The following is a 24865-nucleotide window of genomic DNA, read 5'->3' as shown; positions in this document are numbered from 1 at the left end:
CTCGGTGCAGCCAGGCGAAAAGTGGTCGGTACCTACCGACATTCCTCTAGGGACATGCGCTCGATCCGCTCGGAAGATGCGTGATTCTAATTTGCGAGCTCGTATCAAGACCAGCAACGAGCCCGTGGGCGTAAGACGCAGCAATGCAAAATTCCCCCATTGCTATTTGCCGCACAGCCTAGGAATCAGAGGGGGGCTGGTGAATTCCACTGCGGCTGCAAGGTAGATGAAGCACTAGCGGACTTTGCCGCAGACGATACTGGCGTTGTGGCCGCCGAAGCCGAAGCTGTTATTCATGGCGGTATGGATCGTCCGGGATGCGGGTTTCAGAGGGGTGTAGTCCAAATCGCAGGCTGGATCCGGATTCTCCAGGTTGGCTGTCGGGGGAACGACATCGTTCTGAATGGCTAGCATGGTCACAATCATTTCGATGCCACCGCTGGCTCCCAGCGAATGTCCCATGCTGCCCTTCGTGCTTGAAACGGCCAGCTTGTAGGCATGATCGCCATACACGGCCTTCATGGCTTGCGTCTCGGCTTTGTCACCGAGTGGTGTGCTGGTGCCGTGCGCGTTGATGTAATCCATGGCTGTCGGGTCGAGCTTCGCATCGCGCAGAGCGTTTTGCATGGCTCGGGAGGCTCCGGCTCCCTGCGGGTCGGGCTGCGTAATGTGCCCGGCATCTCCACTGGCGCCATAGCCGAGAACTTCGCCGTAGATTTTGGCTCCGCGTGCTTTGGCGTGTTCTAGTTCTTCGAACACGAGGATACCGGCACCTTCGCTGAGCACGAAGCCATCGCGCTGGGTGTCAAACGGGCGACTTGCGCGGTGCGGTTCGTCGTTGCGTCCCGAGAGGGCTTTCATGTTTTGGAAGGCGCTCAGCCCCATCGCAGTGATCGCAGCTTCGGTGCCGCCGGTGATAACGACGTCAGCGTCGTCGTACTGGATGGTCTTCAGGGCATCGCCCATAGCGTTGGTGGCGCTGGCGCAGGCGGTGGCGACTGTAAAGTTGGGGCCTTTGAGTCCGTAGCGGATCGACAGGTTACCGCCAGCGGCATTGAGCATCAACTTGGGAATCGTCAGCGGGCTGACGCGGTCAGGGCCCTTGTAGAGCAGGCGTTCGACTTGAACTTCGATTTCGGCCAAACCGCCGATACCGGAACCGAGGATGACTCCACAGCGGTAGCGATCTTCTTGGTCGAAGTCGAGGCCCGAGTCCTCGATAGCTTTGCCCCCTGCATAAAGTGCAAAGAGGGTGAAGCGATCGAGTCGCTTGAGGTCTTTGGGGTCGCAGTAATTGCCAGGATCGAAATCGGGGATATCTCCCGCCAGTTTCACCTTAAAGGGACTGGGGTCGATAATGCTCAGTTGCTTAATGCCGCTTTGAGCTTCTAAAACGCCGTTCCAAAGCTGGTCCACCTCATCGCCGAGGGGAGTGACGGCACCCAGTCCAGTGACAACAACGCGACGCTTCATAACTTTGATTCAATCAGGTTCTGAATATAATGACACCCCAGTCGCCGATACTTAGCGACAGCCAACTCTAGATGGTATCGCTAAGCGACCGCAAGTCTAGTTGACTGCGATCAGCTGCTGGGGTGTTGCAAAGATTGGGTGATTCGACAGGGGGACTAACCCTGTTGAGCCTTTTCGATGTAGTCGACAGCTTCGCCGACACGTTGGATCTTTTCAGCGGAATCTTCTGGGATGCTGATATCGAACTCTTCTTCGAGTTCCATGACGAGCTCGACTGTGTCGAGCGAGTCGGCACCCAGGTCATTCACGAAGTGCGTATCGCGACTGATCTTGTCCTTTTCAACGCCCAATTGCTCGGCCACGATATCGACGACTCGTTCCTCAACGGATGCCATTTTCAAAGCTCCAAATACTTTTTGTGTTATCAGTTACCCAGTGGCAAAACAGCCTGCTGGGGATTCATGGATGTTTCCGGAATTTTACGCGCTGCACTCATGGGTGCAGCGGGTGGGCGTACCGGGAACGCTCTCCAGTGTGCCGGATTTTATCGCCCGTCCTCAGGAGTGCGACCCAGGTAAGGCCCAAAAGATAGAAGATTTTAGCAAACTCGGTCAAGTGAGATAGGTCGTGTGGGGGAAATTGACCACCTTTCGCCATCAACGACTCAATTCCCACCGGCCTCTCGGTAGGCTGGCGGGGGATTGGAAATCGGCGTAATGGGGATTAGCAGGTCATTCCGCCGTCGACGGTCAGGACTTGGCCGGTAATGTAGCTGGCGCCAGCACTCGCCAGGAAGACTACTGCTGCCGCCACGTCGTCGGCTTGGCCCAGGCGGTTAGCGGGAATGCGCTTCTTGACTTCCTTGAGCATGTCGTCGCCGAGCGCGTCGGTCATGTCGCTGGCAATAAAGCCAGGCGCAACCGCATTGATGGTGATCTTGCGTTTGCCGAGTTCTCGCGCCAGGCTGCGAGTCAGGCCGATCATGCCTGCCTTGGAAGCCGAATAGTTGGTTTGGCCGGGGTTTCCGATCAAGCCGGAGACGCTCGACATGTTGATAATGCGTCCGTAACGGGCGGACATCATCATCTTCGATGCCTCGCGGCAGAACAGAAAGCAGCTCGTCAGATTGGTCTGAATCACATCGTCCCACTGCTCGTCCGTCATGCGTGGCAGTAGAGTGTCACGGGTAATCCCCGCATTGTTGACCAGGATGTCTAATTTCCCGTATTTGGAGTCTACTTCAGCAAACAGAGCTTGGACGCTCTCCCGCGACCCAACATCGCAGGGAAGGGCAACCGCTTGCCCGCCGGCGGATTCAATGGCGGAGACCGTATCACCCAGCTTGGCCGCATTGCGAGCGACGCAGATGACTGTTGCGCCACAGCCAGCCAGGCGTTCGGCGCAGGCTTTTCCCAGCCCCTGGGAGGCTCCTGTCACCATTGCAATTTGGCCGCTTAAGTCGGTTGAAAGTCCCAGCTGCTTGCTGTCGCTCATAGTAATCCGTTTCAGTATCTGCGTAGAAAATTGAGTTCAAGAGGCTCATGGTTTGTGAGCCGCCATGGAGACTGAGCAGGTTATTCGCCCAGGTTCTCACAGGGAGTTTTTCGATTGATACGCTTCAGCGTACCTGCCAGGATGCGCCCCGCACCGATCTCGATAAACTGCTCGATGCCTGCAGCTAGCATGGCTCTGAGCGAGGCTTCCCACAGCACGGGGTTGACTACTTGGCGTGCCAGTAGGCTGCGGAATTCATCCGGTGTGGTGTGCGGGCCGGCATCTACGTTGGAATAAACGGGGACTCGCGTCTGTTTGAATTCAACGTTCGCCAGGGCGGCAGTGAGTTGTTCAACGGCGGGCTGCATGAGTGGGGTGTGGAACGCGCCAGCCACCTGCAGACGGATCGCCTTCATCGCTCCAGCGGCCATGCAGAGCTCTTCGGCCCGTTCAATTGCAGCGGTGTGTCCCGAAATTGCAATATTTCCAGGGCACAGCAGGTTGGCGACCTGGGCGAAATGCTGTGGGTCGCTAGCCGCCTGGCAAGCGTCGGAGATTTTGTCTTGGTCGAGCCCGATAATACTGCTCATGCTGCTGGATACTGCGTCGGCGGCGGCCTGCATGGCTCGGCCCCGTATGTGGACTAAGCGTACCGCATCGGCAAAGGTTACGCCGCCAGCGGCAGCCACGGCCGTGTATTCGCCCAGGCTCAAACCCGCTACGGCAGCGACGGAATCCCAGAGTTCGGGACGGTCTGCTTCGAGCTGCTTGAGCGCTGCAAAGCTGTGTACAAACAGGGCAGGTTGGCAGAATTCTGTCCGGTTGAGCTGTTCGGCAGGGCCGGTCTGACAGAGCTCCAGCAGGTCGAAATCGAGGATCTGGCTCGCTTCGGTGAAGAGGTCTCGGGCAATCGAGCTGCGCTCGCAAAGTGCCGCCCCCATGCCGACGGCTTGTGCGCCCTGGCCAGGGAAAAGAATGCCAATATTCACTGGTGTATTACCGCGGGGCTGGAAGAATGCAAACTGGGGGGCAACGAAACAAAGGACGGCAGAGAGGCCGTCCTTTGAGGAGTATGCGCAGGTGAATCGCGTCCAGGTCTAACGCGCAGCTCACAGCCTGATCCCCTCGCCGCGCGGAAACGCCGCCCAGTTGGGCTGGAGGGGAGGATGTGCGTTTTGCAATCGCAGAGCTGCTGCAGTGATAGAACTCTGCTAGGCGTTCTCAGACATTTCGACGACGTTGCGACCCATGTAGTGCCCGCACTTCGGGCATACCGCGTGGGTAGGAACTACCGTGCTGCACTGCGGGCAGTAGCCCGTTTGCTTCGGTTTGATCTGATGGTGCGAGCGCCGTTTTCCGGATCGCGAATTGGAATGTCTACGCTTTGGAACTGCCATGGTTCCAAGTACCTCAGTAAAAATATTGATTAACTATTATGGGGGGCGGACTACGTAGTCTGCCCGATCACAGTCTGTTCGAACTACGGAAACTATGCGTTGCCAAGGTTTCTGTCAAGCCACATTCGACCGCTGGCTCCCCTTTGCGACGGTGTCTCGCGGCAGAAGGAGTTCCGGTAAGCCATCCCGCATCGGGTCGGATTTTACCGGTTTCCCTGCACAAGCGACTCTGCACAATTAGCCCCGAGGACACGCACGTGACGGGGAGCGAAAGCTGGCGTCTCTGCAGAGATCCTTGAAGCTCTGTTGAACATTTGAAGTGCAACGCTCGTAGAATCTGTAGTGATTGTGAGGGCTATGTTAGTCTGGCGTCTTAGGAGCGACGAGTAAAAGTTCAGTTTGATTGGACTTTCTTTCAAGTTCTGCTGGTCAGATGCCTAGTTGCTCTCCTACACTCTATCCATGGCCAGTTGGTTGGCCACGTTGCGCGCAGATGGAGCTGTGCATTCGTTGAGGATTCTCAGCGGAGCTTTCCGGGCAACCCGAAGGATGACCAAGTTGCAGTAAATTCCCGCCTTGCCTGAAATTTCTCGAAGGTAGCCAAAGTGAGAAACCTACTCCTGCCGCCGTCAAGCACTCCCCGCCCCTGGACCCCCTTGTTCACAAGGTTGACACGTCCGTGGCTCGCGATTCTAGCTGTTGGCACGCTTTCCATGCTGTTTGCTTCATCGGCACTCGCCTGTCCATTCTGTAGTGCAGTTTCGCAGACGCTGCGACAAGAGATGGAGGCCATGGATACCGTCGCATTTGCGACGATCGTGGCTGGCTCCGAAACTGACGCCGACGCGTTGTTCAAGATTGAATCGGTCCTCAAGGGGGATGCCCTGCTCAAGGTAGGGCAGGAAATACGAGTCAATTATTTTGGGAAAGCCAAAGAGGGGCAGCATTTCTTGATCATGGGAGTGGATCCCCCTGATCTCTTGTGGTCTTCGCCGCTGCCGGTCAGCGATTTGGCCTTGGATTACATTCGAGCGATTCCCGCCTTGCCCGAGGCATCTGTAGAGCGCCTCAACTTCTATTTGAAGTATTTGGAGCACGAGGAATCGCTGTTGGCGCGCGATGCCTATGATGAATTTGCTTCGGCACCCTATCCGGAACTCAAGCAGTTGAAGGATTCGCTGAATCGTCCTCAGCTCTTGGAATGGATCAAGGATACGGGGCTGCCACCAGATCGCAAGCGATTGTATCTGGTCATGCTGGGGATTGCTGGTGAGCCGGCTGATGCGGATTTGCTGGAAGGCATGCTGCGAAGCGACGATGCCAATCAGCGAGCTGGATTGGATGCTATGATTGCCTGCTACGCCACTCTGAAAGGCGCCGACGGTTTGAAGCTCATCGATGAGTTGTTTTTGAGCAACAAGAAAAGCCAGTATGCGGATACTTATGCTGCAATCATGGCCCTGCGTTTTCATGGTACAGACGGTGGAGTCCTGCCCAAGAAACGAGTGCTTGAATCGATGCGGCTGATCTTGGATCGGCCCGAGTTGGCCGATTTGGTCATTCCTGACTTGGCCCGCTGGGAGGATTGGACTCAAGTGGACCGCATGGTGAACCTCTTCAAGTCGGCCGATGACAAGTCGAGTTGGGTTCGCGTGCCGGTGATCAACTACCTCCGGGCTTGCCCGCTGCCAGAAGCTGCCAAGGAGTTGGAGGCCTTGAAGGAGTTGGATCCTGCTGCATTCAAGCGGGCGACCTCCTTCTTCCCCATTCCGCGTCCAGCGGCAGAGACTAAGGACAGTTCGAGCACCCTGAACTCTGCTCGGGTGCAAGGCATTGCGTCCACCAGTCGTCCCCGTTTGCGTGTGAGCCAGTCGCCAACACTGCTCGCCTTCAATGGGAAATCTGCCGTGGGTACCGATTCCGCAAGGGCCTTGGTGGCAGTGCCGCCAGTCGCCCTGACAACATCGGCGAACCGCCTGTTGCCAGCCTGCGTATTAACTTTGGTGTCCACCACGCTCGGTTTGTCGATGTGGCTAATGCTCAGTGGGGCTGGACGCCACGGTGCGTTGGAGTTGTGCCGGGTGTCGGTGCGCTCTTAACGCTGTGCACCGGTTGGCTGCTGGGTGAGGGAGTCGTGGATGGCGGCGATGAGTCCCTAAGGCGCGTTGTCGTGTCCGCTGGCCGAGATTCCCATTTCGACGATGCGCTAGCTTTTCTGCTGTGATACTTTTGCAAGACGACGATTTTTCATGATGGACTCGACATCACCTGTTTCAGATCGTGCTGGCGACCTGCCAGGCTTAGGCTCTGTCGCCGAAGAGGGGGCTTTTTCAGGCGGTGAGGCGGAGGTTTACCAATCGGTTTCCCGCGCTGCAGTGGCTTCACTCTTGTTGGGATTGTTCGGCCTGCTTGCGTTTCCTGTGCTGGCTTTGGTCATTCTTCCCCTGTTGTCCGTCGTATTTGCGGCGCTAGCATTCCGGGGTTTTCGCAAATTCCCTGAGGAGTTGCAGGGCCGGCCGATTGCTGTGGCTGGAGTCGTTTTGGGGGGGCTGTGCCTAGTGCTGGCTCCTGCCTACCACACCTACGTGTATTTGACGGAGGTTCCAGAGGGGTACATGCGTACCAATTTCGGGGATTTGATGAGCGATAAGGGGCAGCCCGATGCGCCAACCATTGAAGCGGTGGAGTTGAATGGCAAACCGATTTTCATCAAAGGTTACATTCACCCCACTTCGATGGACACGTTGCGGGCAAAACGTTTTGTGCTCGTGCCCGACCTGGGGACCTGTTGTTTTGGTGGGCAGCCGCCATTGACGCACATGATCGAGGTGAGCTTGGGGGGGGACCAGTACGCCACCAAGAGCTATCGCAAGCAGCGTTTGGCTGGCACCTTGAACGTAAACGGGAGCCTCAAGCCGATCGATGGATTGACGGGGGTCTTCTACCAGCTGCGGGCCGATATTCTCAAGTAGGCCCGCTTTTCGGGGGGGCGGTCCCTTGAAATCATGAAGGGCCTAGCGCGAGACGCCGCAGATGCCGCAGGCTGCCTCGGCCGGTCCGCTTGTGCTAATATTTCCAATCCGATGCTTAAGGTTGCTTCCTGGCTCCGTTACACGTTAGGCTGTAAGTCGCAGCGCAGAGGTCTGGTCTCTCAAAAAGTCTGTGGACTGCGCTCAGGTAGCCAAGCTCCAGCTCATACCGAGGTTCGACATGCAGCGTCAAAACACCCTCTCTTGCGTATTTCTCTTAGGATTAAGTCTGGCCGCTCCGTTGCTATCGCAGTCAGCCGTTCTTCGTGCGCAGGAGCCCGCGAGTGCCGCGGAGGATCGTCCCCGCCGCGTGCTCCCCAAGGCGAAAGGGGATATCAGCTTCGACGATATTAAATTTGATATCGAGAAGGGGGGGGAGTTTGACCGCAAGCTGCTGACGAAAGAGATCGAAGCCCTGAACAAGAAGACGGTGCGCATTCGGGGGTACATCTACCCCACGTTTCAGCAGTCCGGCATCAAGGAATTTGTACTGGTACGCGATAATATGGAGTGTTGTTTCGGGCCAGGAGCGGCGATCTACGATTGCATTCGAGTCGAGATGGAAAAGGGGAGAACTGCCGACTACACCACGCGGCCGGTGTCGGTGAAAGGGAAGTTTGAAATTGAGGAGTTGCGTTTGCCCGATGGATTGCTGCTGGCGATTTACAAGCTGACCGCCGTCGAGGTGAAATAGCGCCAGGGGCGTAGCACAGGGGCGCTTTGTTCGATGCCGTAGTTCATCTTTCGGCAGAATGGGGAGCTTGTTACATTGACCGGCCCCCTGAGTGCTTGATGGATTGCTAGCTTGAGCGGGTTCTTAAGGAACTCAAGTGCATAGAGAAAGATTATCGAAATGATTCATTTTTTTGCTCGCTTTGCCACGTGCTGTATCGTTTTTTCGATGCTTCTGCTGCACGTTGATACTCGTTCCGTCTCCGCCCAAGAATGGGTGCGGGATATGTTTCCGGTCAAAGATCATGATTTCGGAATCGTTCCACGCGGCGCCAAAGCCGAATATGCATTCGAATTTACTAACAAGTATCAAGAAGATTTGCATGTCTCCGATGTGCGATCGAGTTGTGGGTGCACGCTACCTCGCATCGAAAACGCGGATCTCAAGACGTATCAGAAGGGGGCGATTATTTGCGAATTCAATACGCGTTCCTTCGTGGGTGGTAAATCAGCCGTCGTGACCGTTGTGTTTGATCGACCTTACTACGGCGAAATGCAGCTAACGGTCAAAGGAAATATTCGTTCAGACATCGTAACGGAGCCAGGTGAAATTCAGTTTGGCGAAGTCGAGCAAGGAGCGGAGAAGACGACTTCCGTTCAGGTTACCTATGCAGGTCGGAGCCAGTGGGAGATTTCTGATGTACGCAGTGCCAATTCGAATCTGGGGGTCGTCCTGGGAGACGCCAAGAAGACCGGTGGTGGGCGTGTGGAATACACCATGCAAGTACGCCTGAAGGACACCGCGCCCGCTGGAGATTTCTCGGATCAAATCGTGCTCGTGACCAACGACCGGCAGTTTAACTTGGTGACCATCCCGGTGCGCGGCAGTATCTTGCCCCCTTTGGTCTTGCCGACGTCTGTTGAGCTGGGGACTACCTCCCTGACGAAGGAAGTCACGGGGCGGATTTTTGTGAAGGGGAAAGTCCCCTTCGAAATCACCAAGATTGAGTGCGAGGACTCTCGTTTTGAGTTCACTCCCTCTGCCGGCTCTAAAGCGGCTCACTTCATCCCGCTCAAGTTTACGCCGAGCGAAAAAGAGGGGGCCTTCCGCCAGAAGGTAACCATCCACACCACACTTCCCAACGATGGTGTGGGATCCACTTTCATCAGCGGCAACGTGGTTGCTCAGTAGTTGGCTTGCCAGTCGACAATTCTCTCGTGGCGGGTTGCTCGTTCAGCATGCCGCCTAGCCACGGGTGGAGAGCTTGGGCCAGCTCAACTGGCTCCAACCCCATTTGAGCAATTCGCCACTCAACAACTGCTCGGTCCAGGTCTTGCGATCGATCGCAAAGTTTGTCCAGATGGCATCCAGATAGGGTTCGGTCGATTTGGATAGCGAAGCGATTAAGCCTTCCCGCTCGATGGTACGCAAGCCATCCCAGTAGTGTTCAATAATGTGTTGTTGGAACATATTGCCTGCAATCTCCAGGCCTACTGCAGTACCATGTCCGACCGCCTGGATTTTATTCAATGCAACGACAGAGATCGTGGCGGAAACGGCCCAAATCGATGCATTCTGATCTTTGGCAGCCAATTCCATCTGACGCCATAGTTGTTCAATCTCTGCGAAGGGCAAAATCTGGGTTGGGTCGACCTTGGCCACCGATTTCTGGGTTTGCTCAATCGTGTTCTTCAGAGCAGTGATGGAGATGGGTGGTTGGTCGAACATGCCGACTGCCCCGCCGGAAACCTCCTCAAGCGCTTCGATGAGATCGGAGGCGCTGTCGATGGTTGTCTGCTCCGAGATGATGCCTTGCTCTTTGAGGCGTTCGCTCAGTTCTCGCATGTAGACTTTGGAGCCATACGCGACATCGCTAAATATGGCCAAAACCGTCAGGGGGGACAAATGGAAGGTGGCCAAGGCGGTCATGTCGAGTAGATTGCCGACTGTTTTTCGAGCGAGATCTACCTGCTCTTGTTTGGGAGCCTCCTTGCCGCTGGCCAATGCGCGTCGCACTCCACCGACATCGTTCACAACAAAGTCAAGCATCTGTTTGACAAAAATCGTGTAGGATTTGGAATTGCGAAAAGCGGAAGGAACCAACCAGTTGGCAGACTCGCGCACAAACCCGCCGGCCAAAGCACTGGCGCTTCGTAGCGTTCTTTCCGGCAAGCTGGCGCTATAACCCAGCACGCCCAGCAGGGCATGTGTGGCCTCGACGACCGTGGACTTTTCCATATCGATGGCGTCCGGCAGTCGAGATGGCGTAGACGTTTTTTCAAGGTCGCCAGCGGCGTGCGGCGAATCGGGGAGTTGCGTGGACGGTTCTCGAGGAGCTTCAGGATGTGCCGATGTTGTGCCGACCGGAGGATGGGTCGCTGGGCTGGGAAGCGGGGGGGCTGTCGGTGGCTGAGGCTCTTCATTCATCATCCGTCTCCTCGGTAGTTCAAAGCTCGTACAGGTAACAGGCTTGGAACGTGGAGCGAGGGGGCGCGGGATTTTCGCTTTCCGAGGGACTCTCTGGCGGTAAACTCTCTGGCGGTAAGACGAACCCCAGCAACAGCAGGCGTTGCCCTGCAGCAAGGCTGGCCGCCAGTCGCTTAGGAATGTGAATTCCGTAGGGAGGTGGCGCAAGCGATCTGGGTAAGAGCTGCGTTTCTCGGGTTGCTACGACTCGCCAGCCCTCGGGTTCTTCCTCGGCTGCCGCCACTTCGACGATCGTCGCCAACTGGAATTGCGACTGCGAGCCGGATTGGGTGTTGAGCCAGAATTGAGAGCCTTGCCGGACGACATCCTGGATGTCACCTTGTACCTCGATCAGCGAGCTGACCGTGTGCATGCTCTCCGCAGCTTTGCGTTGGTTGGAACTATCGGACGGTAGTCGACTGAGATGCTCCGACAGGTTAACTAGGTCCGTGTAGATTTGTTGAGCGAGCTGTTTGAAATTTGCAGCGGGGGAGCTGCGGTGCGTGATCCAGGCTTGTAGGGAATCGTGGCTAAGCTCGATAGCGGTCCGAAGCTGCTCTTCCGCCAATCGCTCCGCTGCAGGTTGCGTGGACATCGCTACAGGTTCGGTCTCGAAGGTGGGTTGGTCGGTGCCGGAGCTACTTGCCTCGGGCAGGGGATCCGCCGTAGGAGCCGGCTCGTCCGTTCCATAGGTCGTTTCTACACCGCCGGTAGTCTCTGGCTGCTCATCGGGCTGGAGGGAGGTCTCAAGCGGCGGTTCCTCTGTCTTGGATGGCGTAAGAGGGAGCACTTCATCAAATTGTTTGAAACCGCTCTCGCCGCGCACAGGGACCGAAGAGGGAGGGGGGAGCAGCGGGGAGTTCAAGTCGTACGCGATACTCGGCCGAAATTGTTCTGGCACAATCCAGGGGACGTATTGCGCGACGATCGGCCCTGTCTCGAAGATGTCTTTGCCCATGCCGTGCCAGAGGATCAACTGAGCGATGGGAAAGGCAGCCAAGCCGCCTAGGGCCATTTGGAAAATTGTCCAGATTGGCGACCGCTTTTTGCGTCGCTGGCGATCGAGGTCGCTGCGGGAGCGGGGCTGGAACGCAGGCCACTCCGACGAATCTGAGGCTGCAGGTGCAGGTGCAGGTGCAGGTGCAGGGGCAGGGGCGCTGCCGTCTAACTCCGCCATGTCCGGCATCGCCAATTCGGGAACCTCCAGCTCCAAGGTTGCCGGTTCGAAGCTGTTTTCCGATTGCGGGTGAGAGGATTCAAACGCTTTGGGAGCGTCCAGCACCTCCCAGTAACCCAGTTCGGATTCAACGAGTTCCCCTAAAATCCCCTGTTCTGAACAGTGCGGGCAGCGGATGGGAGCCGCCAGGGAGACAAGCGGTGGCAACACTGCGAGGCGCTTGCAGGCGGGACAGGGAAAAAGCTGCATCGAGTTACTCTTCTTTGGTGTCCGCAGGTCTTGAAACTAACTTCTTGGCACTCTCGATCAAACGATCCATGGGGAAAGGCTTTCTGAGGTAATCATCCACCCCCAGAAGTTCTGCGTATTGCTGGTGCCTGCTGCCTTCGTTCCCGGTAATCATAATGACGCGCACACTATCATTTCCGTCACGGCGAAGTTGCTCTAGGACCAGGAAGCCACTTCGCTTGGGCATCATCATGTCCAAAACGAGCAAATCGGGGCGCATCTTTTCGGCCAGTGCTAAGCCTTGATTTCCATCGCGCGCGATCGATACTTGGAAGCCATTCGCTTCCAGCGCGTAGCGCATCGATTCGATAATTTCCCCATCGTCATCCACTAGGAGTACGTGAGGCTTGTGCAGCGAGTCCGAATTGTTGGGAATGGTGTCGGTCATAGGGTGTCGGCTAAAGCTGAAGGTGGGATGCCTGGGGTGGACGCGTCGAACATGTCAGACGCTGAATTCTGCGATTGGCTGGGCTATTTTTCAACCTGGATCCGCCTGAGGGCACCCAGGTTAAAATCAGCACGGCAATTAGTCCTAAGTATAGACCACAATTGTTGTCCCGTGGCACAAAACGCCTCGGCCCGCTCCGCGGCACGGTCGCATTTCCAGCCACTGCGAGTGCCGAATGAGCGGTGATGGGGGAGTGCTCCCGGAGAGTTTGTTGCCTTCGGAGTTTGATTCGGTCCTTGCTAGGCATGAACCCCGCTCGGTGGAAGGGTGTCACTTAATCGTGGATACTCCAGGTGGTTTTCTCGCCACAGTTGGGCCGTTTCATCTACAATCAGAGCAATTAGGGCCTTCCCCGCAGCGCCTGCGTGAAATCAATGACTGGGTCGCATTCTCCATCATGGAGAACCCTTGTTTTCCGCAGGTGGCTCGTACGACCAAGATTTTTCGCTACAGGCATACGCGTGTCAGATTCCGACTCCCCAGCAAAAATTGATCCAGCGCTGCGCCAGCAGATTCTTGATTTAGTGTACCACCCCCAGTATCAGCCAACCAAACCCAAGGGGGTTCATCAGGCGCTCGGCCTTCCCCCGGAAGCCTTCCCGCAAGTCCGCATGGCAATCAAACGCCTCGTTCAGCATGGGGAATTGGCGTATGCCCGAAACCATTTGGTTTTGACACCGGACCAAATTTCGGGGGATCCCAAAATGACGCGAGGAACCTTTCGGCAGGCGGCGGCAGGTTTCGGTTTCGTCCGTCCGGTCACCACTGGGAAACTGGGGACAACGGAAGATATTTTCATTCCTGCCTCGGCGACCCTCTCGGCCATGGACCGCGATCTCGTGCAAGTGCGTGTGCGGGCGAGCCGCAAAGGGGGGGGGCAGGAAGGCGAGGTCGTGGAGATCCTCGAGCGGGCCCGGCGGCAGTTTTCGGGCTCCTACGCTGTTAAGGATGGCAACTCTGTTGTGTGGCTCGATGGTGTTACGATCGGTTCGCCAGTGATGGTGGGGGACGTTCGTGGATTACCGCTGGAGCAGGGAGACAAAGTCGTTGTCGAACTGGTGCACTTTCCCGATGGCCGCAGTGTCGGGGAGGGGGTCATCATCGAGGTCTTGGGCTCGAGCAAAAACCCCGCCGTCGATACCCTGGCCGTCATGCGCCAGTATGGGCTCGCCGACGAATTCCCTGCCGAGGTGATTGATCAAGCTCGTGCCACCGCCGATGCCTTCGTTGAAGGGGATATCCCGGCCGATCGACGCGATCTGACCGGTGTGGTTACCCTAACCATCGATCCCTTTGACGCGCGCGATTTCGACGATGCGATTTCCCTCAGTAAGAACGAAAAGGGGCACTGGGAATTGTTGGTGCACATCGCCGATGTATCGCATTTCGTTCCCATAGGCTCCGTCCTCGATGAAGAGGCTCGCGACCGAGGCACCAGCGTCTACTTGCCTGATCGCGTCATTCCCATGCTGCCAGAATTGATTAGCAACCATTTGGCCAGCTTGCAGCCAAATAAAGTTCGCTTGACCAAGACGGTGTTGATGGAAATGACCGAAGAGGGGACCGTCGTCCACCAGGAAGTCTTTAATTCGGTAATCCATAACGATCAACGGTTGAATTACGAGCAGGTGGATCAGTATCTCGAGAATCCCGAGCGCTGGCGCGAGCGACTAACTCCTGAGATTTGGCAACTGTTGAGAGACATACACACCTTGGCAATGGTGCTGAGGCAAAACCGCAAAGACACCGGTGCCATCGAGTTGCACTTGCCGGAAGTGAAGATTGACTTAGATAAAGCGGGGAAGGTTAAGGGGGCTCGGATCACGGAGAACACCGAGAGTCACCAGATGATCGAAGAGTGCATGCTGGCAGCCAACCAGGCCGTGGCAACCTGGCTCGATCAGTTGGAAATTCCCTTCCTGCGCCGGGCGCACGCGCCACCCGAACGTCGCAAAATGCGCAAGCTAGACGACTTCATGCGCGATTTGGGGATCAAATGCGAAAGCATGGAGAATCGCTTTGAAGTGCAGCGCGTTGTAGAATTGGTCCGCGGGAAAGTGACTGAGTATGCGGTCAACTACGCCATTCTAAAATCGATGAGCAAAGCCGTTTACCAGCCCGAAGAGGAGATGCACTACGCTCTACAGTTTCAGCACTATTGTCATTTCACGAGTCCCATTCGGCGGTACCCCGACTTGCAAGTGCACCGAACAGTGGACCGGTTGATTCGGCAGACGAAACCGTATGGAGACCCTCTACCGGTTTTGATTCAGTTGGGTCGTCACTGCAGTGACAAGGAACAGAACGCCGAGTGGGCGGAACGCGAGATCATTAAGATCAAGCTGTTGCACTTCCTCAACAAGAAGATTGGTGAAACGATGCCGGGAGTGATTAGCGGCGTCGTTCCCGATGGGTTCTACGTTCGCGGGATTAAGTTTCCGGCGGAAGGGTTCGTGTCCATTCAGGATTTACCCAAGGATAGCTACAAATTCGAACGCCGCGGTCAAATGCTCGAAGGTTTCCGGAGTGGGAATCGCTTTCGGCTGGGCGATGAATTGGTCGTGCGAATCCAATCGGTCGACCTAGCCCGGCGGGCGCTGCTGCTGTCGGTGGTCGAGAAGCGTGGTCAGACAGTCGAGGATCGGCCGAAACGCGGTGGAGGAAAAGCCCAACGCAAGGAGCCTACCAAAGCGACGCGCAACTCTTCCAGCAGCAAGGGAGCAGCCAAAAAACGCGCCAGCTTCAAGGGAGCCGACAAAAGCAAACGCCGTCGTCGCTAACTCCCGTAAACTGCATTCTCCGGTGGCTAGGCAATCAAGTGTCCAAGTCATCAAGTGGCTAGGCAATTAACCGCCTATGACAGTGAAGAAATTACCTGGACAGTGAACGGCTTAGACAATCGTGGGGGCTGCCAAATCGCCATGCACACTGTCGATGGTCTCGGCGGAGAGGATGGTTCGATCCTCGGCGTAGCCAACCATCAGAGCTAGATCGCACAAGCGATTGATGCGTCGCGGGATGCCTTGCGTCAGCGTATGTATGCGTTCCAGGGCTGGTTCGTCGAAGATTTCTTCTGCATTGGCTCCAGCGCACCGCACGCGATGTTGGATATACGCAGTGGTCTCTTCGGGCAACAAGCGGTTCAGCATGCATTTGACCGCCAAACGCTCGTCGAGTGCATGATAGCGTTCGACGTGAGAAAGCAGGGTGGGTTGCCCGACCAACACCAGTGTCCAGGCTGCCTCGCCAACCGCTTCTGTGGCTGCGAGGTTGAGCATCAGACGCAGCGGTTCCAGTAGATCATGCTGTTCCAGTAGATGCGCTTCGTCGACAACGATGACTGGGTGTCGCTGAGCGTCGAGGCTTCCCTGCAAGAAGCGTTCAAACCTTGCTAAGTCTGAGGAGGTTTCCCGAATGCCTTCCGACTGACCAGGATCGACCTGCTCGACGATGTAGCGGATTAGCTGATCGCTCGACATGGCTGGAAATACAATGTGGCAAATCGGGCGGAATTGTTCGCCCAGTTGCCGACGCAACGAATTGATCACCAGCGATTTTCCCATGCCGCCAGGGCCGCACAGGAGGGCCGCAGAACGCCTGTTTTCAATCGCATAGTGCAATTTCAACAGCGCAGCTTGATGCGTTTCGGCAGGGTAATAGAATTGATTCTCCGTTCGATTCTCAAACGGCCGTTCCGTCAGCTTCCAGTGTTCTTCGTACATGAGCTCTACCGTCTAATAGTGGTTTGAGTCTAGGCCGCAAAGTTCTCGACGAGTCCGACTGAGGCAACTCCCGATTCTCGAATCTTACGCAGGCAATTTTCGATGCTTTGTTGAGTGGCTTGTCGATGATCGACCACGGCGACCGTGGCGCTGATCAGTCCGTATTCGCCCATGGTGGCTACCAGGCTGCGAGCGGAGTTCATGTGCCCCATGTCGACGATAACTAAGTCGAAACTCTCTGACAGTTCTTGCAGCATGCCGGCAATGCGATCGTCGTCGGGCGATAGCTCGCTCTGCCCTACCGGTTCCAGCAACGGAATCAGTGTGACCTGGTCATCAATGGAATGGACCGCAACCTCTTCGAGGGGGAGGTGGTGAAGCAGGGCCGTCCGCCAATCCTGCTCGACATCTAGATTGGTTTGATAGGCTAGGGTCGGATTCTCAAGGTCACCGTCGACAATCGCAACTTTGAGTCCCCGCGTTCCTGCCAGGATAGCCAAGCAGCATGCCACTGTGGTCCTGCCTTCGCCGCTGTCCGAACTGGTGACTGCCATAATTTGCAGGCCCTCTTGGCTGGCAGCGACTAGATTTTGTGCCACCAATTCCATGTGCGATGAGGTGTGAGCTAGCAGCTCAATGCAAATTTCAGGCCATTGGAGGTTGTCGACCTCCCATGCCGGGTTGAAGACTCGAATCTTGGAACGCCGCAGCTTCTCTTCAATCTCCCGAGTGTCTAAGGCGGGGGCTGTAGGGCTGGCTTCCGCTTCGAGATTCTCATGACTACTGGTATGAATTCCGAGGACCGAACTCTGCTCGCCACTATCCAAGTCAGCTTCTGCTGGACCTGGGGCAGCAGAATAGGTAGGGCGGTCTAACCGGAAAATCTCACCCTCGCGAAGGCTGCTGCGACCTTCGGAGGTTTGGTGTGTGCTAATCGCAGGTGCCTCAGGTGATACTAGGACCCGAGGGAGCGTCCCGGAGGAAGTTGGGGCCGGTGTGGGGGCCTCGACCTGCTCATCCGCATGGGCGATGCCCATTTCCTGGGGCTGCTGTGCCTGGGGCTGCTGTGGTAGTGCAGCTTGGCTGGTAACGGGGACGGGGGCCTGCGGAGCGACAGTTGGCGTTGGTGCAGGTGCGGTTGGTTCTAGTAGGGTTGGCGCGGGGGTGGTTGTTGCCGCTGGTGTTGGTGCCTGAGTTGCCGGTGCTGTTGGGGCTGCCGACACAGCTTCGGGCAGCATGGGAAAGCCACCCAGGAACACATCCAGTTGCTGATCACCCCATTGTCCCGCACGCAACATTTGAGAGGCAATCGAGTCGCGGACTGCTTCCGGTGAGTCGGAAGAAACTAAGGATTCGGCCCGAGCAGCACTTTGCGTGGCAGCTGGCTCTAACTCGCGTTTCACCGAGGCTTGGTGGGCGGGGGCCGCATGGCTGCGCACCGCCTGAACTGCCCGTGGCCGCTCCTGCAGGAAATGAGGGGTGGGGAGCGTTTCGGCGGCTACATTCCGAGGCTCGGCGGCTGCCTCCGGAGCGCGCGGTGGCGGAACCGGCATCGTCATGGTTGCAGTATCAAAACGCATGATCAACGAATCGGAAAGCTCCTGGATGGAGTTCTTACGTTGCGCCTCGGCTAGTCGCTCGACCTCGGCGTGGCGTTGCGTCTCTTGGGCCTTCTCTTTCGAGTAAGCCTTGATGAATGCTTGATTGAGGCTTTTCGTCATGGCCTGTTCCTGGCTCTAGCATCGGGTATTTGAAGGATGGTCAGTTGTGTTAGTCGCCGCTCCAATGAGCCGCTGGACTTGGGGAAGCGGCGGCTATGAAGCACGCGACCGAACCAACGGGTTAGCGTGGAGCCGCAGTTTGGTACCGGTTCTCAGTACCCGCTTGGGCACGTTGCATTTGCACGAACTCTTGATAGGCTCGGATGATGGCTTGGGCATCCATGTCGGGCGTTGCGGAAGCCACCGGAGAAGCTTCGGTCATGGCAGGCGGTGGGGGCGTTGCCGTCGCGGGATTTGCGGCATTGGGCATGTAGCCGGTTGCCGCGGACGACGGTGCCTGTTGTTGTTCGGTGCCTGGCAGCTGTGTTTGACTCGATGCCATCGACATCTGAACTGCGGTTGGGGTGCCGCTCGCAAACGTGGCTGGGGTTTGAGCTACATAGGGCTTCGCCGTAGTCTGAATCGGTGCCTCGCTAGCCGGTGGGGTATTCGCGAAAGAGCTCGCTGGTGGCGCCGGTTCTGCCACGGTATTGGCCGTGGGCTGGGGTTGAGGCAAGTTGGTGTTCATTGTCGTTGCCGACATCTGACTGTCAGATCTCGCTCCATCGTAGAGCGAGGGGCTCGCTCCAGGAGCTTCCACCGGTGTGCTGGCCGAGCTACTGGCAGCAGGGAAGGTCGGCGCACTGGGGACAGCAGCACCGGAAGGGGGCGCCGCCGTTGAATTGGACTGTGGGAACAGCGGTGGGGTCGTTTCGCCTACAGGAGCTTGGAGGCTGGCTCCAGCCAGCAAAGCCGGTTCGGGCAAGCTGAGCGTTGCTTCGGCCGGAGGGACCGATGAGGCGGATGGGGCGGCCGGCTCGGGTCCCGCAAATTCAAGTGTTTCGGGAATCAATCCGCTCGCTTCGGGCGGTTGGGCTGCTGGTGAAGCTGGCGCCAATTCCGTCTGTGGCTGAACAGCAAGTTGCTCCGCAGGAGACTCGCTCGCTACGACGGTCGCTTCTTCATTGGCTGTTATGGCCGACGATGTGGAAGCGGGCGAGGTGGCGTTGTTGTCCGAAGTTGCCGCGGGAGCCTGGATGGCCAACTCGGAGGTCGAGTTGGCTACAGCTGCGGGGATGGAAATATTCGACAGGCTAGTGTTGGATAAACTGAGATCGAACGGATCCGCTGGCTCTTCAGTGGCCAGTGTTTCCGCAGAGGAGGAACCGGAATCGTTAAATGCGATCAAACTGGCGGTCACCAGGGCAATGACCAGGACGATCAGAACCAGTCCGCTGGACCAGTGCTCCCACCAAGTGCGCTCGGTTTCAACCGTCAAGGAGGGCTTGGCTTCCGACTGCGGCTCAAGTGGTTTGGAATCCAGCTCACTCGCAGAACTCGAGCTCGATTCCGCGCTGGCGGCCACGGAGTTTGCTGCCGTCGCTGGGCTGCTCGGATTCGAAATAGGCTCTGGCTGGAGTACGGCTGGAGCTATTGCTACGGGAGAGGCGGCAAGCTCCGCAGCGAGCGGAATTGGCGATGCCGATTGGGGCGTTTGAGCAGGCTGCTCATCCTCGGTATCCGCTTCGTCGAGATGCCGCTCAAGATACGGAAAGCGAAACAACACTGGCGATGTCTGTGCCGGCGTTGGAACCGCGCGAGCGTTGCGATTGGTCCGGTTAGTTGTGCGTGGCGCTGCCGTCCGTGGCATAGCTAGTCATCCTAATAGGTGTAGGCTGCGAAAGCGTCGTCCGAGCTGGGGGCCCTCAGACAGCACTATCCAAGAACCTTCGTACAGGAAATGTCCTGTTCGAATCAAGCCGACTACGACCAGAAGGTCTCTGGCGGAAGTTCTGACAGGGTCCTGTATCTGTTATCGGACTGGAGTTGCGCGATCTTGAGCCTTGTAGCTGTTACGTTGAGTTTTTTTGTCAGAGCGAGTGGGGGGCTTGGGGTGTTTACGGTTGGTGGGTAGGAAAGCCCAAGTTGTTCGTCGTGACAATCTTTTTGCGAATGATCTGCAAGGCAGCGAATGCCGGGCCACGCATGCCTGGGATGTAGACTTGGGTGACGTTGGGCCAACCGCTCAAAGTCATGTACATGCCGTTGGGCAATTCATCACGGTATTGGGTTGACCCGGCTCCCAAGTAGACTTGGATGTCGTCTAGCAGTCGGGCCTTGATGGAAACGTTCATCAGGCTCCAAGAAGGCTGGACCGCGCCGGCGCTGCGAGCGACAGTCCCAAGTCCTAAATTGCCTGTCTGATAGCCTTGGATAATCTTCCGATAATCCGACTCCTGGAACCACCAAGCGCCTCGGGCCCATTGGTCCGAGGGGATGTCGATGCCAGTCTGAGGGTTTTGGGTGCTGGCAAAACGAAAGAGGGAATCGCCCGCCTTCAATGTTGCGACAACCGGGGCTCGCATGCCTTGAGCAGCCCGCGATAATTCGAGTTTGCTCACTGCTAAATTTGCATTGATTGTCATGATTCTCTCCACATGTAATACGTCTAGAACTCGAGGCCAACCCAACGATCTAGCCTGTGCACGGACGGTGCTGGCGGGTTGGGCGGCGGGGCGATGGGACACTTAAATGTCTGAAAAGCGCTTGGACATTGCGACTCACGGAAGCAAGCAACACGAATAATATTGCGAGCGTGCTGAGAAGGTTTGAGAACGAGGTGGGACGGTCGCGAACCGAGGAGCCCCCCTAATTCTAGCGGATGCCGGACGTGCTTTGGCGGGCTTGATGAGAGTCCAGGTGGTCGGGCGATGTCGATCCAGAGCGGTCGATCCAGAGAGTAAGTCTAGAAGAGATCGATCGGCGAAGCCGCCCCAATGCTCAGCCAGGCTCGTCTCCCCGGATTTTTTGGGTTTGAGAGTCCTGAAGTCAGAGGACATCTTGGGGTGGGAGGGCAGAGCAGGGCAGGCATGAGGGGACTACCACCTGGAGAATGGAATGCCTGGGAACTAGCTGGGTGCCCCATTGGGGAAGACCGCTGGGGCTAGCCCAACCGCTCAGCGATGCTGAAATGCGAGGTTTGGGACTGGACCGTACCGCCGCGCGGGGCGAGATCGAACCTTGACGGAGCGTACTAAGAGTGGAATAATGCTCCATCCGGATGGACGGATGGATGCTCGGTTTTGCGTTCGTTGTCTGGGTACTCAGAGATTCTCATGGGTTCTACGATTCAGCGAAGTTAAGAACAGCGATTCCAATATGTCTAGCCGCTCCAATAATTCTGATCTACTCCAAGAACTTGTACGCGAACGCATCCTGGTGTTGGATGGTGCCATGGGGACGATGGTGCAGCGTCTGGGATTGGATGAAGCGGGGATGCGCGGCGAGCGTTTTGCCGACCATGCTTCGAACAAGGACCTCAAGAACTTCACCGATATCCTGTGTCTAACGCATCCTCAAAGCGTGACCGATATCCATCGCGAGTACTTGTCGGCAGGGGCCGATATTGTCGAGACCAATTCGTTCGGTGCTAGCGTGGTTGGCATGGAGGAGTTTGCGCTGCCGAGTGAACTTGTCCGCGAAATCAACACGGCCGCCGTCCAATGTGCGCGGAAGGCGACGGAGGAGTTTACCGACAAGACTCCAGGGAAACCGCGTTTTGTGGCGGGAAGCATTGGCCCTACCGCGCGACAGACTGCGATCAGTACGAAAGTCGATGACCCTGCGTATCGCAATACGACCTACCAAACCATGGTCGATTCTTACTATGGGCAGGTTGCGGCCCTGGTCGAAGCTGGTGTCGACTTGCTGTTGCCTGAGACGGTCATCGATACGCTCAACCTCAAGGCGTGCCTGTTCGCGATCAGCAAGTACTTTCAGGATTCTGGCAATCGCGTGCCGGTGATGATTAGCGCCACGTTTGACCAAGGTGGGCGGACCTTTGTCAGTGGCCAGACGGTCGAGGGGTTTTGGAACGCTGTGCATCACTTTCCGATGCTGAGCGTTGGCATGAACTGCGCCTTGGGGCCACAGCTGATGCGTCCCTTCATCCAAGAGCTGTCCAAAGTGGCCAATGTGGCGATCAGTTGCTATCCCAACGCCGGCTTGCCCAATGAGATGGGGCAATACGATTTGAATCCGAAGCAGATGGCTGATCTAGTTGGCGATTTTGCGGCCAACGGTTGGGTCAACGTCTTGGGCGGCTGCTGTGGAACAACTCCGGAGCATATTCGGGCGATTGCGGAAGAGTCGACCAAGCACGCGCCGCATCAACCCAGCGAGCCGGAACCATGGACGCGGCTCAGTGGGCAGCAGGCTTTTGTGATTCGTCCGGAATCGACTTTTACGATGGTTGGAGAGCGGACGAATGTTACCGGCTCACGCGCTTTCGCGCGCCTGATTCGCAACGATCTGTTCGAGGATGCGGTTGAAGTCGCACGGCAGCAAGTGGCTGGCGGGGCGACCGTGATCGACATCAATATGGATGATGCACTGCTCGACGGTCCCGAGGCGATGACACGCTACTTGCGACTCATCGCAGGCGAGAGTGACATTGCCAGTGTGCCTGTCATGATTGACAGTAGCAAATGGGAAGTCCTCGAAGCCGGCTTGCAGAACACGCAAGGCAAGTCCATTGTCAATTCGATCAGTTTGAAAGATGGCGAGCCGGAGTTCATTCGCCGGGCAAACCTCGTCAAACGTTACGGTGCGGCCTGTGTGGTGATGGCCTTTGATGAGCAGGGGCAAGCCACCTCCAAGGAAGACAAAGTCCGGATTTGTAAGCGTGCCTACGACATTCTGACTGAGCAGGTTGGAATTCGCAGCGAGGACATTATTTTTGATCCGAATATTTTGACCGTGGCCACCGGCATCGAAGAGCACAACAACTACGCGGTAGACTTCATCGAGGCCACGCGTGAGATCAAACGCCTGTGCCCAGGTGCCAAGGTGAGTGGCGGTGTGAGCAATATCAGCTTCTCGTTCCGTGGCAACGACTACATGCGAGAGGCCATGCACTCGGCCTTTCTGTTCCATGCCGTCCGGGCGGGAATGGATATGGGGATCGTCAACGCTGGACAATTGGCGGTATATGAAGAATTGCCCAAGGACTTGCTGGAGCTCGTCGAAGATGTGCTGTTGAACCGTCGCGACGATGCAACCGAGCGACTCTTGGAATTCGCAGAGACGGTCAAGACTAAAGGCAAGAAGGCGGCTGAGGAGGATCTCTCTTGGCGCGAGTCCTCGGTACAAGAGCGAATGAAGCATGCCCTGATTCGCGGTATCGACAAGTTCATTGTTGAAGATGCGGAGGAGGCTCGGCAGCAAAGTTCACGTTGCTTGGATGTGATAGAAGGTCCCTTGATGGCTGGCATGAGCGTCGTCGGCGATTTGTTTGGTGCCGGAAAAATGTTCCTTCCACAAGTCGTCAAGAGTGCCCGTGTGATGAAAAAGGCGGTCGCCTATCTGACTCCCTTTATGGAAGAAGAAAAGGTTGCGGCAGGCGAGACCGACTCGAAAGGACGCGGCAAGGTTCTGCTGGCGACGGTCAAAGGGGACGTGCATGACATCGGCAAGAACATCGTGGGTGTGGTCCTCGAATGCAATAATTTTGAAGTAATCGACTTAGGGGTGATGGTCAGTAGTGACAAGATCTTGGAAGTAGCCGCCAAGGAAAATGTCGATATCATCGGTCTGTCGGGACTGATCACGCCCAGCCTGGATGAAATGGCCTTTGTGGCCAAAGAGATGCAGAGATTGAATGTCAACGTCCCGTTGTTGGTCGGCGGAGCAACAACGAGTGCCAAGCATACGGCGGTCAAAATTGCACCCCAGTACTCGCACGAAGTCGTGCACGTGCTGGATGCATCGCGTTGCGTCGGTGTCGTCGAAAAGCTCGTGAGTAAGGATGGACGCGAAAAATTTGCCAGAGAGAATCGTGAGAATCAAGTTGAGCTGGTGGCTAGCTACCGAGCGCGGCAAGTGAAGCTGATGCCGTATGCCGACGCGCTGGCTCGTCGCTTCCAGACCGACTGGAAGACGGTCGACATTCCTAAGCCCAATTTTATCGGAACCAAAATTCTCCGCGATTATCCGTTGGAAAAGATCGCTGAGTACATCGATTGGTCTCCCTTCTTCTCCGCCTGGGAGATGAAGGGGAAATATCCCAAGATTTTGGACAATAAGACCTACGGCAAAGAGGCCCGTGAATTGTTCGCCAACGGGCAAGCCATGTTGGAGAAGATCATTTCAGAAAAGCGAATTACGGCTAATGGCGTGTTCGGTTTTTGGCCAGCCAATAGCGTGGATGATGATGTCGTGCTGTATCGCGATGAACGGCGTGAGCACGAGCTAACGACGTTCCACTTCCTAAGGCAGCAATGGGAGCGGCAGGGACAGAATGATTTTCGTTCATTGGCCGACTATATTGCCCCCACGGGCTCGGGGCGTGAAGACTACATCGGTGGGTTTATTGTGACCGCTGGAGATGGAGCCGACGAGTTCGCGAAGGAGTATGAGCTTCGCGGCGACGACTACAACTCCATCTTGATCAAGTCGTTGGCGGATCGAATGGCCGAAGCCTTCGCCGAGCTCTTGCATCACGAGGCACGCATCGAATGGGGCTTTGGCAACAAGGAAGGTCTCACGAATGCCGAACGGATCGACGAGAAGTATCGGGGAATACGCCCGGCCGCTGGCTATCCCGCCTGTCCCGATCACACCGAGAAGGAAACTCTGTTCACATTGCTCGATGGGGAAGCTTCCACGGGAGTCAAGTTGACTGAGTCTTTCGCTATGTGGCCAGGAGCGAGCGTGAGTGGTCTGTACTTTGCGCATCCCGAATCACGGTACTTTACTGTCGATCGCATTACCCAGGATCAAGTTCAGAACTACGCACGCCGCAAGGGCGTAAGTCTGCGCGAAATCGAGCGTTGGTTGGCTCCCAACTTGGGCTATGAAACCTAAGTTGCGGAGTCGGAGGGCACAGGTGCACTAGCGAGTTTAGGCCGTAGTGCGAGCACTACGGCGTTCAACGTGGG

18 protein-coding genes are annotated in these 24865 nt (G+C 56.5%); 6 read left to right on the top strand and 12 right to left on the bottom strand.

Annotated elements, in window-relative coordinates; genetic code table 11:
• Positions 1-234 precede the first annotated feature (234 nt).
• The 5 genes from fabF to rpmF form a co-directional block, all read right to left on the bottom strand.
• The gene (gene fabF / locus Q31a_RS26870) at positions 235-1473 is read right to left on the bottom strand and encodes a beta-ketoacyl-ACP synthase II (protein WP_145085058.1); all 1239 of its coding nucleotides are present in this window, start codon (positions 1471-1473) and stop codon (positions 235-237) included.
• A gap of 155 nt (positions 1474-1628) precedes the next feature.
• Positions 1629-1868 carry an acyl carrier protein gene (acpP, locus tag Q31a_RS26865; RefSeq protein ID WP_145085054.1) on the bottom strand — a complete coding sequence of 80 codons (240 nt, stop codon included), beginning with the start codon at positions 1866-1868 and terminating at the stop codon, positions 1629-1631.
• 328 nt (positions 1869-2196) lie between these two features.
• Positions 2197-2967 carry a 3-oxoacyl-[acyl-carrier-protein] reductase gene (gene fabG / locus Q31a_RS26860; protein WP_145085052.1) on the bottom strand — a complete coding sequence of 257 codons (771 nt, stop codon included), beginning with the start codon at positions 2965-2967 and terminating at the stop codon, positions 2197-2199.
• A gap of 80 nt (positions 2968-3047) precedes the next feature.
• Entirely contained in the window at positions 3048-3956 is a 909-nt protein-coding gene (gene fabD, locus Q31a_RS26855; RefSeq protein WP_231690959.1) for an ACP S-malonyltransferase, read from the bottom strand.
• 222 nt (positions 3957-4178) lie between these two features.
• Positions 4179-4364, bottom strand: coding sequence for a 50S ribosomal protein L32 (gene rpmF / locus Q31a_RS26850; protein ID WP_145085049.1), 186 nt, complete (start codon positions 4362-4364; stop codon positions 4179-4181).
• A gap of 605 nt (positions 4365-4969) precedes the next feature.
• On the opposite strand from rpmF, the gene Q31a_RS26845 reads away from it, so the two are divergent.
• The 4 genes from Q31a_RS26845 to Q31a_RS26830 all read left to right on the top strand — a co-directional run bounded on the left by Q31a_RS26845 (position 4970) and on the right by Q31a_RS26830 (position 9257).
• A complete protein-coding gene (locus Q31a_RS26845; protein ID WP_231690958.1) occupies positions 4970-6463 on the top strand; it encodes a hypothetical protein in 1494 nt (497 codons plus the stop codon).
• A 150-nt stretch (positions 6464-6613) separates the two neighbouring features.
• Positions 6614-7336, top strand: a complete 723-nt coding sequence (locus tag Q31a_RS26840; RefSeq protein ID WP_145085045.1) for a DUF3299 domain-containing protein — start codon at positions 6614-6616, stop codon at positions 7334-7336.
• Between the two features lie 238 nt (positions 7337-7574).
• On the top strand, positions 7575-8087 hold the full coding sequence (locus Q31a_RS26835) for a DUF3299 domain-containing protein (protein WP_145085041.1): 513 nt from the start codon (positions 7575-7577) through the stop codon (positions 8085-8087).
• Between the two features lie 159 nt (positions 8088-8246).
• The gene (locus tag Q31a_RS26830; protein ID WP_145085037.1) at positions 8247-9257 is read left to right on the top strand and encodes a DUF1573 domain-containing protein; all 1011 of its coding nucleotides are present in this window, start codon (positions 8247-8249) and stop codon (positions 9255-9257) included.
• Between the two features lie 54 nt (positions 9258-9311).
• Here the strand turns inward: Q31a_RS26830 and Q31a_RS26825 are convergent, their stop codons facing one another.
• Genes Q31a_RS26825 through Q31a_RS26815 form a run of 3 tightly spaced genes read right to left on the bottom strand, consistent with a single transcriptional unit; the run spans position 9312 to position 12385 of the window.
• Positions 9312-10496 carry a hypothetical protein gene (locus Q31a_RS26825; protein WP_145085034.1) on the bottom strand — a complete coding sequence of 395 codons (1185 nt, stop codon included), beginning with the start codon at positions 10494-10496 and terminating at the stop codon, positions 9312-9314.
• 16 nt (positions 10497-10512) lie between these two features.
• Positions 10513-11958, bottom strand: coding sequence for a hypothetical protein (locus Q31a_RS26820; RefSeq protein ID WP_145085031.1), 1446 nt, complete (start codon positions 11956-11958; stop codon positions 10513-10515).
• A gap of 4 nt (positions 11959-11962) precedes the next feature.
• Positions 11963-12385 (bottom strand): response regulator transcription factor, encoded by a 423-nt coding sequence (locus Q31a_RS26815; protein ID WP_145085028.1) that lies wholly within the window; start codon positions 12383-12385, stop codon positions 11963-11965.
• Positions 12386-12906: 521 nt separating this feature from the next.
• On the opposite strand from Q31a_RS26815, the gene rnr reads away from it, so the two are divergent.
• Positions 12907-15225, top strand: coding sequence for a ribonuclease R (gene rnr / locus Q31a_RS26810; RefSeq protein ID WP_197355788.1), 2319 nt, complete (start codon positions 12907-12909; stop codon positions 15223-15225).
• Positions 15226-15336: 111 nt separating this feature from the next.
• Here rnr and Q31a_RS26805 read toward each other — a convergent pair whose 3' ends face one another.
• From Q31a_RS26805 to Q31a_RS26790, 4 genes are all read right to left on the bottom strand, one after another.
• Positions 15337-16167: an ExeA family protein gene (locus tag Q31a_RS26805; protein WP_145085021.1), complete on the bottom strand. Its 831-nt coding sequence runs from the start codon at positions 16165-16167 to the stop codon at positions 15337-15339.
• A gap of 29 nt (positions 16168-16196) precedes the next feature.
• Entirely contained in the window at positions 16197-17888 is a 1692-nt protein-coding gene (locus Q31a_RS26800) for a nucleotide-binding protein (RefSeq protein ID WP_145085020.1), read from the bottom strand.
• A 121-nt stretch (positions 17889-18009) separates the two neighbouring features.
• Complete coding sequence (locus tag Q31a_RS26795; protein WP_145085018.1) at positions 18010-19578, bottom strand: hypothetical protein; 1569 nt, start codon at positions 19576-19578, stop codon at positions 18010-18012.
• 247 nt (positions 19579-19825) lie between these two features.
• A complete protein-coding gene (locus Q31a_RS26790; protein ID WP_145085016.1) occupies positions 19826-20353 on the bottom strand; it encodes a hypothetical protein in 528 nt (175 codons plus the stop codon).
• 733 nt (positions 20354-21086) lie between these two features.
• On the opposite strand from Q31a_RS26790, the gene metH reads away from it, so the two are divergent.
• Positions 21087-24791: a methionine synthase gene (metH, locus tag Q31a_RS26785; protein ID WP_145085014.1), complete on the top strand. Its 3705-nt coding sequence runs from the start codon at positions 21087-21089 to the stop codon at positions 24789-24791.
• Positions 24792-24865: the final 74 nt, after the last annotated feature.

It is taken from the genome of Aureliella helgolandensis, from assembly GCF_007752135.1.
GTDB classification, from domain to species: Bacteria; Planctomycetota; Planctomycetia; order Pirellulales; family Pirellulaceae; genus Aureliella; species Aureliella helgolandensis.
Note: the sequence above shows the minus strand (reverse complement) of the source record. Positions and strands in the feature narration are given on the sequence as shown.